General features: G+C 45.3%; 12 protein-coding genes. 7 read left to right on the forward strand and 5 right to left on the reverse strand.

The annotated features are described in order from the left end of the window. The first annotated feature begins 665 nt into the window (after positions 1-665). Positions 666-2,024: a YjiH family protein gene (locus KFE26_RS00290; RefSeq protein ID WP_173243401.1), complete on the forward strand. Its 1,359-nt coding sequence runs from the start codon at positions 666-668 to the stop codon at positions 2,022-2,024. Positions 2,025-3,077: 1,053 nt separating this feature from the next. Here KFE26_RS00290 and KFE26_RS00295 read toward each other — a convergent pair. Then, positions 3,078-4,148, reverse strand: coding sequence for a hypothetical protein (locus KFE26_RS00295; protein ID WP_212599315.1), 1,071 nt, complete (start codon positions 4,146-4,148; stop codon positions 3,078-3,080). A 747-nt stretch (positions 4,149-4,895) separates the two neighbouring features. Here KFE26_RS00295 and KFE26_RS24160 point away from each other — a divergent pair. The 4 genes from KFE26_RS24160 to KFE26_RS00310 all read left to right on the forward strand — a co-directional run bounded on the left by KFE26_RS24160 (position 4,896) and on the right by KFE26_RS00310 (position 8,739). Further along, the gene (locus KFE26_RS24160; RefSeq protein WP_012089862.1) at positions 4,896-5,021 is read left to right on the forward strand and encodes a hypothetical protein; all 126 of its coding nucleotides are present in this window, start codon (positions 4,896-4,898) and stop codon (positions 5,019-5,021) included. Positions 5,022-5,218: 197 nt separating this feature from the next. Beyond that, on the forward strand, positions 5,219-6,316 hold the full coding sequence (locus tag KFE26_RS00300; RefSeq protein ID WP_212599316.1) for a UDP-2,3-diacylglucosamine diphosphatase: 1,098 nt from the start codon (positions 5,219-5,221) through the stop codon (positions 6,314-6,316). Further along, positions 6,306-8,192 (forward strand): lysophospholipid acyltransferase family protein, encoded by a 1,887-nt coding sequence (locus KFE26_RS00305; RefSeq protein ID WP_212599317.1) that lies wholly within the window; start codon positions 6,306-6,308, stop codon positions 8,190-8,192. Before KFE26_RS00300 ends, KFE26_RS00305 begins: the two co-directional genes overlap by 11 nt. Positions 8,193-8,307: 115 nt before the next feature. After that, positions 8,308-8,739 carry a CBS domain-containing protein gene (locus KFE26_RS00310; protein WP_028761428.1) on the forward strand — a complete coding sequence of 144 codons (432 nt, stop codon included), beginning with the start codon at positions 8,308-8,310 and terminating at the stop codon, positions 8,737-8,739. Between the two features lie 62 nt (positions 8,740-8,801). Here the strand turns inward: KFE26_RS00310 and KFE26_RS00315 are convergent, their stop codons facing one another. Further along, positions 8,802-10,154, reverse strand: coding sequence for an NCS2 family permease (locus KFE26_RS00315; RefSeq protein WP_105251716.1), 1,353 nt, complete (start codon positions 10,152-10,154; stop codon positions 8,802-8,804). Positions 10,155-10,845: 691 nt separating this feature from the next. Between KFE26_RS00315 and KFE26_RS00320 the strand changes: the two genes are divergently transcribed. After that, positions 10,846-11,217 (forward strand): PilZ domain-containing protein, encoded by a 372-nt coding sequence (locus tag KFE26_RS00320; protein ID WP_173243387.1) that lies wholly within the window; start codon positions 10,846-10,848, stop codon positions 11,215-11,217. An 81-nt stretch (positions 11,218-11,298) separates the two neighbouring features. Here KFE26_RS00320 and radA read toward each other — a convergent pair whose 3' ends face one another. Continuing rightward, a complete protein-coding gene (gene radA, locus KFE26_RS00325; RefSeq protein ID WP_006082696.1) occupies positions 11,299-12,663 on the reverse strand; it encodes a DNA repair protein RadA in 1,365 nt (454 codons plus the stop codon). 100 nt (positions 12,664-12,763) lie between these two features. Between radA and KFE26_RS00330 the strand changes: the two genes are divergently transcribed. Beyond that, complete coding sequence (locus KFE26_RS00330) at positions 12,764-15,145, forward strand: PilZ domain-containing protein (RefSeq protein ID WP_212599318.1); 2,382 nt, start codon at positions 12,764-12,766, stop codon at positions 15,143-15,145. Here KFE26_RS00330 and KFE26_RS00335 read toward each other — a convergent pair. Together KFE26_RS00335 and serB are read right to left on the reverse strand one after the other, a co-directional pair. Beyond that, positions 15,142-16,128: an alpha/beta fold hydrolase gene (locus tag KFE26_RS00335; protein ID WP_212599319.1), complete on the reverse strand. Its 987-nt coding sequence runs from the start codon at positions 16,126-16,128 to the stop codon at positions 15,142-15,144. The two genes, KFE26_RS00330 and KFE26_RS00335, sit on opposite strands and share 4 nt — an antisense overlap. 115 nt (positions 16,129-16,243) lie before the next feature. Further along, positions 16,244-17,224 carry a phosphoserine phosphatase SerB gene (gene serB / locus KFE26_RS00340; protein WP_212599320.1) on the reverse strand — a complete coding sequence of 327 codons (981 nt, stop codon included), beginning with the start codon at positions 17,222-17,224 and terminating at the stop codon, positions 16,244-16,246. Between the last annotated feature and the right edge of the window lie 25 nt (positions 17,225-17,249).

The following is a 17,249-nucleotide window of genomic DNA, read 5'->3' on the forward strand; positions in this document are numbered from 1 at the left end:
AATGAGAAGATTTAAAGCGGCGGGTATCCGCTTTATGAATAATATTTTTACTTTCATCGTTATTTACGACTTTTTAGTCAATCACAAAAGCATCAAGATAATGGAGAAGGTCACTTTTAGAGATAAGTCGATTTAAAGGCTTATCGCATAAAAATGTGTCCTAATGCCCAAGGCTCCTTAACATGACCGCGATATGCACAACAGGTTCTCGTCAACGCTATATAGCCAGAGTTATCTCTATTGCACTTTCAAATCGAACAGAAAACCAGCCAACATGGCGGTAGGGCTAAAGTTGCTGATGTTTTTTTGTGCAGAAATAACATCTAGATAGTTTCACACACATCAGTAAACAAGTAATTAACCAGTCGTTAACCCACCTAAGGTAAGTGATGGTAACACTATGTTTAATAATGCTTTTACAGTAATGCAAGCCAATATAGCCACTCTTAATTTATCGACAACTGAAGTAAAATAACTATGCTGTTTTGCTGCTTATATCAAACTAGCTAGCGAATCGTTTTACATAGAGAAGCTAAGCGAGTAATCTTCCCCATTCTCGTTTTTGAGTTGAATTTAAATGCACCTTAATTAGCGTCGACAGCTTGTTACGTGCGGCTATTTATTCAAATTTACCATGTACGACTCGTACTTTAAGGTGTACAACATTGGCTACTGAAAATAAAAACCGAAACATTAAGACGATACTCACCTTTATCGTCCCTTCGCTGATTGGTCTGTTGTTATTTATGACCCCTATCAGCTACAACGATGCGATCACAATTCCTATCGCTATCATATCTAAAGCACTGCAAGGCGCATTGAGCGGTGTGCTAACCCTCATAGTGACTATTATTGTTGTGACTACGGCGCTGGCCTCTTTACTGTCAAAAGTGTTTAAGCCCACATTCGTTACGCAAAATCACTTCCTTAATGGTTTATTGAATGTCAGCCCTATGTGGTTGACGACTCGGATCTTAGGTGCAGTGTTTATCGTACTGACTTACTTAGGTTTAGGTCCAGAGATCATCAACTCCTCGAGCACTGGCGCATTAGTCTTAAACGACTTATTACCTGTGTTGTTCTCAGTATTTATCTTTGCGGGTATGTTACTGCCGCTGCTGCTGAACTTCGGCCTACTCGAACTCTTTGGCACACTCTTAACGAAAGTCATGCGTCCCGTGTTCAATCTACCGGGTCGTAGCGCTATCGATTGTATGGCCTCATGGTTAGGTGATGGCAGTGTCGGCATTTTGCTGACCAGCAAACAATACGAAGCCCGTTTTTATACCCAGAGAGAAGCCGCAGTTATTGGTACAACCTTCTCGGCGGTATCAATTACCTTCAGCTTAGTGGTGATCTCTCAAGTTAAGTTAGAGCATATGTTTGTGCCCTTTTATTTGACTGTGTGCCTCGCGGGTTTTGCCGCCGCTGTGATTGTACCTAAGTTGCCACCATTATCGTGGAAGAAAGACAACTACATAGATGACACACCACGCATGCCAGATGATGAGCTGATCCCTGCTGGACATGGCGCCTTATCTTGGGGCTTTGATAAAGCCTTAGAAAAAGCCGCCAGTGCTGGTGGCATAAAAGCTGTCTTAAATGAAGGCATTAAAAACGTTGTCGATATGGTATTTGGCATTATCCCTGTGGTAATGGCCATTGGTACGCTGGCACTGATTATTGCCGAGCACACGCCCATATTTAACTATCTGGGTATGCCGTTTATTCCATTACTCGAATTACTGCATATTCCAGAAGCCACTGAAGCCTCTAAAACAATCGTGGTCGGTTTTGCGGATATGTTTATTCCGTCAATCCTTGCCAGCTCAATTGAATCAGATATGACCCGCTTTGTAATTGCAGCCTTATCTGTGACTCAGTTGATCTATATGAGTGAAGTCGGTGCACTGCTTATCGGCAGTAAAATTCCCGTCAACTTCGTTGAGCTTTTCGTAGTATTTATTCTACGCACCTTAGTGACACTGCCTGTTATCGCAGGTGTAGCGCATTTATTGTTCTAAAAGCTAACGGCAACAATAGCTCAGCTAAAAGGGGAGTCAGATTAACTGGCTCCCCTTTTTTGTAGTAACTCATACACAAACTGACCGTTTTGATTATATCGTGTTACTTAATCGTACAACCTCCACTCGTAACCACACAACTCACTTTTGGACACTTAAAAGCTGGATCTGATGGATGGATGAGTCATGGCATTTGCTCGGCAACACGCAATAGTCCATCCGTGGATGTTCGACCGCCCCGTCTGATATGAAAAGATTCACAAATGCCGCGATGGCATGGACGCCAAAGAACGGCCATAGGGCGAACGGTCGTCTCGCTAATCACCATGGTTCCACCTTTCGTGCATTCGCGTAATCTGTAGATTTAAAGACATACGCAACATACTTTTGGACCGATATGTGTTGGAGACTAATGTTTGGGACCAGTAATTTTAGTTGTTAGCAGTTTAGCGTTTGCTGATATCCACTCTCACAGGCTTGCCATGGCATTCGCTCGTCGACTCGCAGCCAGTCCGTCCTTGGATGCTCGACCGCCCCGTCCATGGGGCGGACGGTCGTCTCGCCAATCACCATGGCTCACCTTTTGGGCAATAGTGTAACCAGTCTGTATGAAGGAGATACCCAGCACGCTTTGGGACAAAAGTGCACGAATAGTACGATTGAGTGACTTATAACTTAAGCTGTAGGGAACTTAATGCATAGGCCCCGACTTATAGGTGTGCCATACCATTTGCTCGTCGACTCGCAGCAAGTCCGTCCTTGGATGCTCGACCGCCCCGTCCATGGGGCGGACGGTCGTCTCGCAAATCACCACGGCTCACCTTTTGGCATTAGTGGAACATGCGGGTTTGAAGGAGATACCCAGCACGCTTTGGGACAAAAATGAGTTAGGTTATTAACTCTAACTCGTCATTTTCGGATGAAAATTTCTATGGGCTAACGCCCGGTTAAGGGGTGAGCAACGCAACGACTAACTCACCGCACAACACCGTAACCACAAAAATCAACGCATTACAAAATGCCGCGCGTTGCGAATCCCTCTTTAACCGTTTGTTAGCAGTTACTTAAGTCGATTACTCGAGCTGATGGATATGCCTGTTTAATTTGAGCAGTAACATAGTCTGCAACTTCGTCCAGAACAAAAACAAGCTGCTTTTTACCATCTTGGATACCTGGTGAGATCCTTTGAAGCCAATATAGGTCACTAAGAGCAAAATACCGAGGAACCGTAATATACAACTCTTCACAAAGATCAATTACATCCAACTCATATCCACCGCCACGAACCGACTCATATGATAACTCTAGACTACAAGGTGTTATGTTCTTCAAGTCGTCAATGCTTGTGAGAATTTGAAACGATGTAATATTCTTTGAATCCTTTCTCATTGTTGATGGGATCACTTTAGTACCATATTTTTCGATTAGGTGCTTATATGAGTGAGCACCACCTCTAGCTTGATCATGCTTGACAAGTTTACTTGGCGTGAACTCATCACCATCATCAATAAGGATTACGGACTTAGTATCAATTTCAAGTTTGACACTACTTGCTCCACCATGAATAAATGAATTTCGCACCTTTTCGATGATAAATGAACGTAAATAACTAACTAACCCTTTCCCCCAAATAGCTTCAACGCACGAATGCTTAAGGGCGTCACCAATCAATTCATTTTCGTTTGACCAAACTGAATCAATAGACACATTATGTGCAGCCAATCCCAACGACAATAAATGCTCATGTTCTTCACCAATTTCACGCCCTAACTCATTTTCAATTTGAGCACGTCTTTCTGCTACTTCTTTCCATTTCTGTAGGATTTCTGAGGTAAATCGAGATTCATCATTATCAATTTGCTTACCATGCTTGTAACACATCCAAATACCGTTGCGAACTGACTTACGTTCTTCAGAGGACATATTTGGGTCATATCTCCTAGCTCCTCTTCCTGGTGCAGCTGCAAATATATGACAAGCCATACCCGTACGATCGACTGATTCGTCAGACTCATCACTAGCACCAGAAGTTGGAGCACGACACGAAGGAAAAGAACATTTATTTCCAGCTCTGTCTTTTAAAGTATCTTTGGTTTTCTGAGTGAAATTATCTCTACTACTCACTACTAACTTCCTATAAATGTGCCGAAACTGCTAACGTCTTAGTATTTATGCGCTGCGCTGTTTGCAGGGCATAAATCGCTTGTTGGACTTGGCCGATGCCTCATCCAGATTAATTGGTATGCTTCATGCTATAGGAATTTGCTTTTTTTGAGGCAAGGTCTGAGCTGCAGAGCTGTTTTGAGCAAATAATATTGCGTGGTTTCTGCGTATTTCATTGAAAATCCTTTGTCATGGTTGTGTTCCATCGCATCTTTTTTAAGTCTAGCTGATTCGAGCAGGCTTAATCATTCCACTAAATCGCAGTTAAGCTCCGCGCAGCGGCTTAGTTCAACATTTTATTCGTGCGCATGCGCGTTTACCTCATTGGACCAGTAAAAACGCACACGGTTAACTATCTGTATGCAAAGAACTTATCAGCTTTCTGCCAAATACACTATCTGGAAAAACGCACATGCGCGTTTTCCAAGCCTATTAACTAAAAGCCAGATACTATAGTTATTTGATTTTATAGCGTTTTATTTGTTTCAGATGGAGTTGATGCGCACTGATATTGTCTTCAAATCATTCAAAAATACCTAAATTTAAATATGACTGTATACCCATACATTGTTAGTCGATTTATGGTAGGGCCAAACATAGGTAACTAGATGAGAATTTGTATGGCAACAGGTGTAGGAATTTTCGATTGAGCTAACGAGCCGAAACACGGAATAGAGCAATAGCTTTTTAGCTAAACGAACAGCAGAAGTGTTAATTAAGATTGGCATTGTTGCAACTGTGACCGTTGGCGGCATGGATGCCGTCGTCGAGCCCTCAGGGACGAGTTTATGGCGAGTCACAGGGGAAACAATGACAATTCATGCTGCAAACTGACAACAAAGTTATCTTGCTTTGGGGCAGAAGTAAGTTAAACCAACCTATCGGATCTAATTGCATCCTGATGTGAATCTTGCAGGTTCAGTCCAGGCTAATTCACCTTTTGTCATCTGCATGTCATCTAAACTTCATCATTCGGTCAAAGCCCCCCACTAAGCTCATATTCGTTAACAGCCTAATGGGGTGAATACGAGATGACAGGATTTAATTTCAGGAAACTTGAGAGGTCTACGCGGGAAGAGATAAATGACCCCAGCCTTTCTCCTCCCATCTTTAATCGCTCAACACAAACGCCAACATTAGCACCAACATCCTCAAATCAATTCAATTGTGCCGCGATTACCCCATCCGCATTAACTTCAGCCCATACAGCAAGCATCACAGTTAACGCCCTCTGGTTGTCAGATATCCATTTAGGCTGTAAGGATTGCAAGGCTGACTACCTGCTCAGCTTGCTTGAAACCGTGCGTTGTCAGCACTTGTATCTGGTCGGTGACATAGTCGATTTATGGGCGTTGAAACGTAAGCTACACTGGCCCGATAGCCACAATAAGGTACTGCAGAAATTCATTGAACTGGCACAAAACGGCACCCAAGTGATTTATCTGCCGGGCAACCACGACGAACTGATTAAACCCTACGCCGAGCTAAGCCTGTGGAATATTAAAATTGCCCGCCAACATATTCACCACGGAATTGGCGGCCATAAACTCTTGATGCTCCACGGGGATCAGTTTGATGCCGATGTGTGTGTCGGCCGTTTCTACGCCATATTGGGCGACCATTTATATGACCTATTATTGTTCCTCAATCGCAATCTCCATAGCTTGCGGGAACGCTTAGGTTACCCCTATTGGTCACTGGCAAGTTATATCAAGTCCAAAGTGGGCAAGGCTCAAGCCGCTATTGGACATTACCGTCAAGCAGTACTCAACTATGCCCAGCACTTTGATGTTGACGGTGTGATCTGCGGTCATATCCATCAGCCCGAACTCTCGACTCACCCCAGAGCCGCCCAATATTACTCACCACTCAGTCCCCCAGAAAAGAGGCAGATCATCTACGCCAACGACGGTGACTGGGTCGAAAACTGCAGTTTAATCACAGAAACCTTAAGCGGCGAATTACAACTTTGCCGCTGGAACGAGCAAACGCTCAAGCTCGATATTCTCAACAGTATAGCGCTGGTACAACAGCCGCCTGAGATGCACAAAGACAAGCAACAAAAAACGGCAGCGCAGCAAATGCCAAACATAAATACCGGCGAAACTCGCCCAAGGGATGTTGCCTAACACTATGAATCAATTACATAACGCTATGGAATACAATGAAAAAACGCTAAACAGCAACCTTAGCCATAACAAGCATACTGTGCCGTTTAAGGCGAATAACATGATTTTTACCGTTGATAATGTGGTTGAACAAAATCTACCAGCGATCAATGACAAACCTTGGCTCGCTAAACCTGCCAAGGCCATGCTGCGTTACCTGCTCAATGAAAAACAGTGCAACGATATCGCCAATCAATATACCTATTTACAGGGCGTAGACTTTGTCGAACAAATGCTGGCGAGTTTTGACTTTAGTTTTACCGTGCCTGCCAACGAAATAGAAAATATTCCCTGTGAAGGCCGAGTGGTCATATTCGCGAACCATCCTATAGGTTCACTCGATGCATTAGCGCTCATCAAACTCATCAGTGAAGTTCGCCCTGATATTAAAGTCGTCGCGAATGAACTCTTGATGGCGCTGGAACCGCTGCACTCAATCCTACTGCCAGTGCGCAATATGACCGGCGGCACACCGAAACAGCATTTAGAAAAAATCCACCAGCACCTGCGTAACGAAGGCGCAGTGCTGATTTTTCCGTCGGGCGAAGTCTCGCGTCTGCGTCCTAACGGCGTGCGTGATACCCAATGGCACTCAGGCTTTTTAAAGATGGCGATTTCCTGCAATGCGCCCCTACTGCCAATATTTTTAGATGCCAAAAACTCTGCCACTTTCTACGGCGCATCTATGATTTACAAGCCACTTGCGACACTGCTGCTAGTGAAGGAAATGTTCAAGCAGGCTAAACGTAATATGCCGATCCGCATTGGCGAGCTCATTCCCAATGAAGCCGTACGCTCAATGGACTTTCCACTCAAGACAAAGATAAAACTGCTTAAAAATCACTTGTATCGTATCGGCAAAGATAAAGATCCACTGTTTATCACCCAGAGTGCCATCGCCCATCCCGAGTCGCGCCGTGAACTGCAGGCCGCACTTCAGCAGTGTGAACTCCTGGGGGAAACACAAGATAACAAGTTGATTTACCTATATCAGCACCACGACAGTAATCCCATCATGCGGGAAATTGGTCGCCTGCGGGAAATCGCCTTTCGCGCCGTCGGCGAAGGCACAGGCAAACGCCGCGATATCGACAAATACGATTCCTACTACCAGCATTTAGTGTTGTGGGATAAAGCGCAGTTTGAAATCGTCGGCGCCTATCGATTTGCCAGTGGCGACCAAGTGTTAGCGAAATACGGCGATAACGCCCTCTACAGCCAATCCCTGTTTCAATACGCCGACAGCTTTATGCCCTTTGTGAAGCAAGGGTTAGAACTCGGTCGCAGCTTTGTGCAGCCTAAATATTGGGGTAAACGCAGTTTAGACTATCTGTGGTTTGGCATTGGGGCTTATCTCGCCAAGCATCCTGAATATCGTTATCTATTTGGCCCTGTGTCCATCAGCAATCAACTGCCTGGAAGTGCTAGGGAAATGCTAGTGCACTTCTATGCGCGGGAATTTGCACCTGCACAGCAGATGGCAGTTTCCATGTCGCCCTTTGGCTTATCTAAATCCCAAAAAGCTAAGTTAGATGACTTGTATTTCTCCGAGGATTATCAGAGTAACTTTAAGCAACTCAAACAAGTGCTCGCGAGTATGGGGGCGGCCGTACCTACGCTCTACAAACAATATGGTGAACTGTGTAAAGCCGATGGGGTTAAGTTTCTCGCCTTTGGTATCGACGCCGACTTTGGCGATTGTATCGATGGCTTAGTGCTGGTGGACACCCACAAACTGAAAGGTAAAAAGTATCAACGCTACATAGGCGCACACTTGCCCGAATCGGAGCGGATGCCAATCACAGCGGATGATGAGCCAGAGGTCCAAGATCTTTGAGTTAAAACTTTGTAATGGGTGTTGGCTAAACTTGCACCACTCTGTTATAAGTAACTGTAATGCAGCGCATTAACAGAGCGCATCTTAGGATGCGCAAGCTTAACAGGGGATCATCATGCCGATCATTATCGCCGATATTATGAGTACCCGAGTCGTCACGGTTGAAATGGACGATCGATTAACTGTGGCGAAGGAAATCTTCGACCAAGCGAGCTTTCATCACTTGTTGGTCGTCGATGAGTACCAACTTGAAGGCGTGTTATCGGAGCGGGATCTATTGCGCGCGATTAGCCCGAACTTGGGCAGTAGCGCGGAAACCGCAAGAGACTTAGAAACTCTACAAAAACGTGTACATCAAGTGATGACGCGTAATCCGGTTACCGTCGCACCCCACATCAATTTAGACACGGCCACCCGCATGTTATTAGATAACGATATCGGCTGCTTACCCGTGTTAGAGGACGGTAAATTGGTTGGGATTGTTACTTGGAAAGACTTACTGCGGGCCTATTGTGAATACAGGACACAAAATCAAAGCGAGTGCTAATCCTAAGACTGCACTCGCTTCTGTTCTCAATAACTAAGTTCAAATCACTCAGTTTGCCTAACTTAAATCGCCCAACCACCCATATAAAACACCACTAAACCTAAAGTGATGGCAAGCACGCCTAACTTCAGTTTACGCCATTCGCCACTGCAAATACGGCCTACCACCAGTGTCACAAAACCCAGCATAATACCGGTAACGATATTACAGCTTAAGATGATAAACACAGCGCAGGTTAAGCCCGACATGGCATCAACTTTATCGTCAAAATCGAGTTTCGCCACATTACTCAGCATCAACAAACCCACATACATCAAAGCAGGCGCTGTCGCATAGGCAGGCACTAAATAGCTTAATGGTGCTAAAAACATCATCAATAAAAACAGTACGCCAACTATGGTAGCAGTTAAACCTGTCTTTCCGCCCGCTGCAGTACCCGCCGCCGACTCGATATACACAGCCGCTGGTGCACCGCCGACTAAACCTGCCACCATACTGCTGACTGAGTCTGAAGTTAAGGCTTTACCGCCGCCGACAATATTGTCGTCTTTATCGAGTAAATTAGCTTGGCCAGCCACAGCACGGATAGTGCCGGTCGCATCAAAAATCGCCGTCATCACTAACGCTAATACGATAGGCAAGACCACAGGATTAAAGGCACCCATAATATCGAGCTGACCAATCAGTGAATGCTCTGAGGTAAAATCAGGTAAAGCGAACAAACCTTGGTATTTAACGCTCGGATCGAACACTAAACCAAATACCGATAGCGCGATAATCACCAACAAAATACCACCAGGTACACCCCGGCGCTCTAAACCAATTGTCGCCGCTAAACCTATAACGGTAGCGATAACAGGTAAGCTGTTAATGTCGCCTAACTTCACAGGTAAGCCTGCGCTATTGGCCACAATCAACTGCACACTGTTAGTCGCAATCAAAAGTAAAAACAAGCCGATACCTATGCCTGTACCGTGGGCTATGCCCTTTGGTAAATTCGCCAGCACCCACTGGCGAATACCTGTCACACTCACAAGTGTGAACGTCACACCCATTAGGAAAATAGCGCCTAAGGTGACTGGAATCGACATTCCCTGACCTAGGACTAAGCTAAACGCAGTAAAGGCCGTGAGCGAAATAGCGCAGCCAATCGCCATAGGTAAGTTAGCCCATAAACCCATGAGCAAAGAACCAAATGAAGCAATTAAACAGGTGGCGATAAACACGGCGCCGGGATCAAATCCCGCTTGGCCTAACATGTTAGGCACCACAATCACTGAGTAGACCATAGCGAGGAAGGTTGTGAATCCCGCAATCACTTCTTGGCGAACTGTGCTGCCACGTTGTTGAATAGAAAAATAACGGTCCAGAAACGAACCAGAGGATACGGCTGTTGAACTCAATTGCTCAGACATAATATTGTTATACCTTGTGATCTCTTAAAATGGGGTCGGTACCAATTACCCTAAAACGCAATTGGCGACGCTGGCTGCGGCAGATTAGAGCCCCAAATCCATCAGACTTGGGTGAGAGATCCACATCATTTTCCTACTGTGGGAAAAATCCATGATCTGCAAGCAGTGATGCCTCGCGATGATTAAAAAGCCATTAACCATGTAGACGCAGCCGTTGTTGGCCGCGGATGATACTGGAATCTCCCAAAGATAGCTAAGACATCGCCTACACTTCGATAAAAAATTAGCGGCAAAAACTGAAATCTGTTGTTTAAAAAAACGCCTAAACCTATGTAATAACTGCTACTTAATATCACATTAATCACGATAAGAGTCTGCCAGTGCCGCGTAAACGTACGCTAACTTCCCCCCTCCTTCATCTCCCAATATTAGAATATGGCAAGTCAACCAAACCTTGATACTGTGTATTGATACTTGGCGTATTAACGTTTCAGTGGTTGTTGTTCAGGAGCCACACTTACGCTTTCTGTAACGAACACCTCGTCATTCACACCGCCTGCGTGAATATGCGATCTTGGTAGCTTTATTGAACAAAAAATTACTCTGCTTTTACAGCCACATCAATATGACTTATGCTTAGAGGCACTGATGGGACTACACTTAGCTGACTATGAAAGAAAAAGGATTGGGTATGGACGAAAGGCGTAAGTTTTCGCGGATTCTATTTGCCACGAGCGCACATCTACAACAAGGTGGTGCACAGTGGGAGACGACCATTCTCGATTTGAGTCTAAATGGCGCCTTGGTAGAAGAACCGCAAAATTTTATTAATTCGGGTGATGCTATTACCCTCAGTTTTGCCTTACCAGAATCTGACATTGAGATCCGTATGGAAACTGAGTTGGTCCATCAAAAAAATGCCCAATTAGGTTTGAAGTGTAACTTTATCGATGTTGATAGTATCAGCCACCTAAAACGTATGGTGGAACTGAACCTAGGTGATGCTTCTTTGCTGAATCGTGAACTCATGTTGTTTATCGAAAAACACAATATCACAGATTAAGACACTCGCTCACAGACACAAACAGCGCCTAATGGCGCTGTTTTGCTTGCAGGTGTTAACTCACTTCGCGAGCATTTGATGCTAAATCGCTTCTAGCGCTTCGGATAACTTAGAAACACCCACCACTTCCATCCCAGCAGGAGGCTTTTTCGGCACATTGGCCTTGGGCACGATTGCTCGCTTAAAACCATGCTTAGCGGCTTCGATTAATCGCTCTTGCCCATTGGGCACAGGACGAATTTCGCCGGACAGCCCGACCTCACCAAAGGCCACTAAATCGCTAGGCAAAATATCACCGCGAAAACTCGATACCATAGCAAGCAGCAAGGTTAAGTCGGCACTGGTTTCAGTCACTTTCACGCCGCCCACCACGTTAACAAACACGTCCTGATCCGACATCTGCAAACCACCATGGCGGTGCATTACGGCAAGCAACATGGCCAAACGGTTTGCATCCATACCCACAGCCACGCGGCGCGGGTTAGACATGGCCGAGTTATCCACCAGCACTTGCAGCTCCACCAGCAAGGGCCGCGTGCCTTCCCAAACCACCATGACAAGCGATCCAGAAGATTCTTCTTCACCACGAGAAAGGAAGATTGCCGAAGGATTGGCGACTTCCTTTAAGCCGCGCTCTGTCATGGCAAATACGCCTAATTCATTGATCGCGCCAAAACGATTTTTATGGGAGCGCAAGGTGCGGTAACGACTATCGCTATCCCCTTCGAACATCACAGAGCAGTCGATACAATGCTCCAATACCTTGGGCCCAGCCAAACTGCCATCTTTGGTTACATGGCCGACCATGATCACGGCAATGCCATTTTCTTTCGCAAAACGGGTTAAGTAAGAAGCGGATTCACGCACCTGCGACACACTGCCAGGGCTCGATGCCACATCACTCATGTGCATCACTTGAATCGAGTCAACAACGATGACTTTAGGCAATTCTTTAAGGGCAACTTCGCAAATTTGCTCGACGCTGGTTTCAGACAACATCCGCAATTTATTGGTTGGTAAACCAAGGCGATGGGCGCGCATAGCTACCTGCTGCAACGATTCTTCACCCGTGACATACAGTGCAGGCATTTGCTCGGCCAGATGACACAGAGTTTGCAATAAAAGCGTACTCTTACCTGCGCCTGGATGTCCGCCTATCAAAATGGCAGAACCTGGTACAATCCCACCACCGAGCACTCGATCTAATTCGCCAAAATGACTCAAGATCCGCGGTAAGGCATTGAGATCGATTTGATCTAATGTCTTCACTTCATTGCTGCTTGCTCCGGCATAACCGACAAACTTAGTGCTGCGCCCAGGCGAAGCTGCACCGAGCCTCACCTCAGTGATCGTATTCCATTCCTGACAAGCGCTACACTGCCCTTGCCAACGGGGAAAGTCTTGCCCACACTCATTACATACGTACGCCGTTTTATTCTTTGCCATAACTCATTAAAATCTGTATAAAATCAATTTAAGTAACTGCGAATACTGCCGACATAAGACTAACAGCCCAATACAAAATAAGCATTAAAAAGAACCCTACATGAGTCTAGATAACCATAGTGCACTCATCGAACAGCTCAAGCCATTGCTCATGGAACCTAACTTCCAAGAGATTTTCCAGCAGCTGACGATAGATGAAACCAATTCGACCCGTTTTCTAGTGAAAATGGAACTCAGTCGTTTGGCTTCACCATGCACGCGAATTATCGATCTCAGGGATAAATCAGAGCTTCCTTGTGTTGAAGTGATGTTAGGTCAACAGCGACATTTTTTAGATGAACCCGCCAAAAACAGTATGCATGAGGCCATGTCACTGTTTCGCAACCAATATACCTTGGGAGTATACGAGTATGTGCTCAATGCTCACCAACAACGTCGGTTAAAGTTGCGCCAAAATATCACGCAAGTGGAAGCCGCTGAGTCAGAGCCTTTTATGGTGCCCGGCGTGGTATTAGGCAGTTATTTCAACCGCACAGAAGAGCGGATGAATTACAGTATTCGCATCGCAGCATCGCAAACCGGCCGTGGTGAAGTACAAGGGATAACTGCAGATTTATCCGTAGGTGGTGCCCGTATTCGTCTTGCAGCCAACCATCCCTTCGATCTCGACCATCCCATTAAAATAAAGTTGCTGGAACTCAGTGAAGAGTTTTACTATCCCGATCTCCAGCTCGGTGTTGACTATGAGGTTGTCGATAGCCAAACCAATGGCGAATACATTTGGTTAAGACTCAAGCGTATTGGGGGCAGCGAAGCCTTAAGTGAAATGCTTGGCAATTTAATCCGCGGCTACAAACTGCGTTACAAAGTAGATGTGAATGATGTGATAGTAACTGCATCTGGACTCGGATTTGAGCGTCATTATTTACCCCATTTGCCGCACTTACCTTTATATTTCAATACTCAAACTCAAGGTTTGAGCCACATGCTACTCAGCCGAGATAACCAGCAGATAGTGCATTATTTTCAAGATGAAAATGATGTGAGCCAGTTACCAGCCATGCTGACGCCAAGCCGTTTATCTGCGCTACTTAATCATCCTGAAAATCCCGACCATGGGCTGTTTTTTAGCTTTACCTATAATGCCCAAGGTTGCTTATATTTTTACTCTGCCACCTTAGCAGAGCTTAAAGCTAAGGGCATGATGCCTTTATTTTTAGGCTTTGCATCGACCAAGCCCAGCTGGCGGATCTTCAAAGTCACCCAAGATAAAATTTATCATGATAAGGGTTATCGACGTGCGACCCTCCCTGGAGATGAAGCAAAATTTAGCCCATTGGTCGAACAACAATTATCACAATTTAGTCATTTGCTTCAGCTCATCGAAATCAGCAACGAAGATACCAGAGGCCATTACAAAGCTTGGCAAGACGATAGTAATGCCAACGCCCTAAAAACCTTTGGTCAACAAAGACTGACCACCAATCAAATTAAGTTAGTTTCCATGCAGTTTAGCGAGCGACGCCAAGAAGCGCGTTTCGCCTTTAAAACCTTAGTCAATGTGACTCAAGACAAGCACAAAGCCACGGGCATTACTTTAGATATTTCAAGCCGAGGCATGCAATTAACCTTGGATAATCCTGCCGATTTTTCATCAAATAAACCACTACTGTTAAGCTTCCCAAAGCTCCAAACCATTGCAGGCAAAACACAGCTAGATAACCTCCCCTACCGCTTAGTACGTACCCGCAAGAATGGTGTAACCTTGCATTTAACCGCCGTTATGGGCCATACGCCCCATGTTGGAGTGGAATTTTTAAATAAACTTATTGCCCATAACAAAGAAAAATTAGAGCAACTCACCGAAAACAATAGTGAAATCAAAGAACTTGCTGACGGTTTAAAAAATATTTTGATGCATGATTTACATTCTGTGCCCTATTTTGTTGAAAAAACGACAAAATCAGCCCAAGTCGCTTGTTTAGGCGTTGGTACACAACAGGATGAGATCAGCGATATTTTTGCCGCAGGCACCTCAGATACCCTGCAATATAATTTAGCGCCACTGCTAAAAGACGGTTTTTTTAAGCGAGATATTCTCGAACCTATCCGTCAAATGAAACCCCAACAGGACATGGATTTTATTGAAGTGTTTATTCAGTTAATTCGCCAATCTCGCGGAAAAATCTTTTTAAAGTGCACTCTTGCAACTGAAATCGGCGATGTCGAAGCACAGATAACCTTTATCAATCAGAGCAAAGCACTAGGCAGGTTTCTCGCCCTACGGATTTATCGCGGCGCGACAGAGAAGCCTGATATGAACTACCTACGCCGTGAATTGGAATACATTAATATTCATGCAAACCATAAAGCTAAGCAGTTAGAAGAACAGTTATGGCGTGTGATTGGTGTCGGCGAACTGTTAGATATTACCCAAGAAGTTGAATTAAGATACCCAGTACTTCATAAAAAGCAGTCTTAATTGTTTAATACCGCCAGATCAAAACTTAAATACCAATCCCTTATCTTAGGAAAATGATCACTGGTGGCATCTAAATGCGTCAGCATATCTGCATGACCATAGTCATGCTTAAAGCCATTATCCTTAGAGAGAAGCGTCGATTTAACCCGTTTAAAACCACACTCTACGACCATATCCGCCACATCTTCTGGATGCCCCAACACAGTATCGTTTTGCCCTGAGATAAACCAAGCTGGTGGCCAATGAGCATGCTTTGCCGCTTTCGCATAATCAAACCCATCATCGTGATCGATCCAATCACCCCGCACCCAATCGATACTTTGAACTAATGAGGCGCGACTTTCATTATCCATACCAATACGCAGCTTATCGGCGGCGAGGTAACCTTGGCCCATCGCTAAACCTGGCGCTAAACGATTCCAAAAAACATCAACCATTAACCACTTTTTGAAGGACTTAACCCGAATTGTCCGTTTGCTACCGAAAGTAAGCAGTGAACGAACGCTTTGCTGCAAATCAGGATATCGGGCCAAACTACTCGCCATCAACACGCCGCCCCATGAATGGGCGCACCAATGCACCTGCAAAGGCGCCACGGCTTTACGAGCCGTGGCGCCTTTGCAGACTTTTTGATGTAAATCGAGAATCGCCTGCTGCACTAAAGGTAACTGCTCGCGGATCACTTCACCCTGCCCTAAGGTAAAATCACGATCGATTTTAGGCAAGCTGAGCCCTCTTCCTGCAGTATCCAGCACATACACCACAAATCCCGCCTTAGCTAAATAACAACCAAGACCACGGCCACTCTGGCTATAAAACACTCGACCGTTAGACATAGCACCATGAAGCATGAGGATAGGCGTTTTAGAAAAATCAGGCGCAGCCGGTAATAACTGGCGTAGATGCAGTTGACCATCGCGGTACGGCAGGTAGATTGAAGACTGTGAAATGGTCGAAATTGAGCCTTGGGCGAGCTGAGTCAAAATAAGTCACTGGTAGTTTATCAATATCCCTAAACTACCAGCTCATCAATAAAAGACAAGAGTCCTTACTCTAACTCAGTCTCTATCCAGACTTATATTTAAATAAATGAATAACCTAGATTTGTAGCAGATAAGGTAGAACCCGCAGGTCGAGATGGCAAATATTGGCATCCGCCGCCGCTGCCAGCTTAGGTTTGGCATGGAAAGCGATACCAAAATCCGCTGCCATCACCATAGGAATATCATTCGCGCCATCGCCGATCGCGACTCTTTGGCCTTTTGGAATTTGCCACTGCTCACTGCAACGCTCAACCACATCCGCCTTAAACTGCGCATCCACAACTTTACCTGTTACTTCACCCGCAAGTTTACCATCAGTGATCACTAACTCATTAGCAAAGGCCGCATCTAAGTTTAAAAGCTGCCTTAAATGGCCAACAAAAGGAGTAAAGCCGCCAGATGCAACCACTAAACGCCAGCCATGGGATTTAAGCTCTAAAAGCATAAGCTCAAGCCCAGGCATCAAAGGCAAGTTGTCGCACAAGGTCGTTATAATTCTGGCATCGGCGCCCTTAAGCTGTGCCACACGCTGACGCAGACTCTGCTCAAAATCTAGCTCACCTTGCATAGCACGTTCAGTAATCGCCGCCACGCGCTCACCCACGCCTGCCATGGCCGCTAATTCATCAATACATTCAATCTGAATCGCAGTGGAATCCATATCCATCACTAATAAACCGGGCTGATTCAAGCGAGGCAAATCAAAATTGATGACATGCAGCTCAGCTAAAGATTGCGGGAATGCCGCTAACTGCGCCTGAGAAGGCAAATTTACCAGTGCCAACTCGATACAATGTAAACCAACTTGTCGTTCGATATGGGCGATACCGATAACGTTAGACTGAGATAATTGCGCTATCCATGCCGATATTGTCGCCTCTACCACGGCATCTTGATAAATAATTCGCACACGTGAAACACCTGCGGGGTTTGCTGACTCTTGATAACGTTCAAACACTTGCCCTTGGCGTTCAAACCTTGGGGAATGGTCAGAGACTAACCACAAAAAAAGCGCATCTTGGTTCAAGCTTTCCATCGGACTTAAATTCTCCAACTATCGG

Origin of the sequence: Shewanella sp. M16 (assembly GCF_018224605.1) — a bacterium.
GTDB classification, from domain to species: domain Bacteria; phylum Pseudomonadota; class Gammaproteobacteria; order Enterobacterales; family Shewanellaceae; genus Shewanella; species Shewanella oncorhynchi.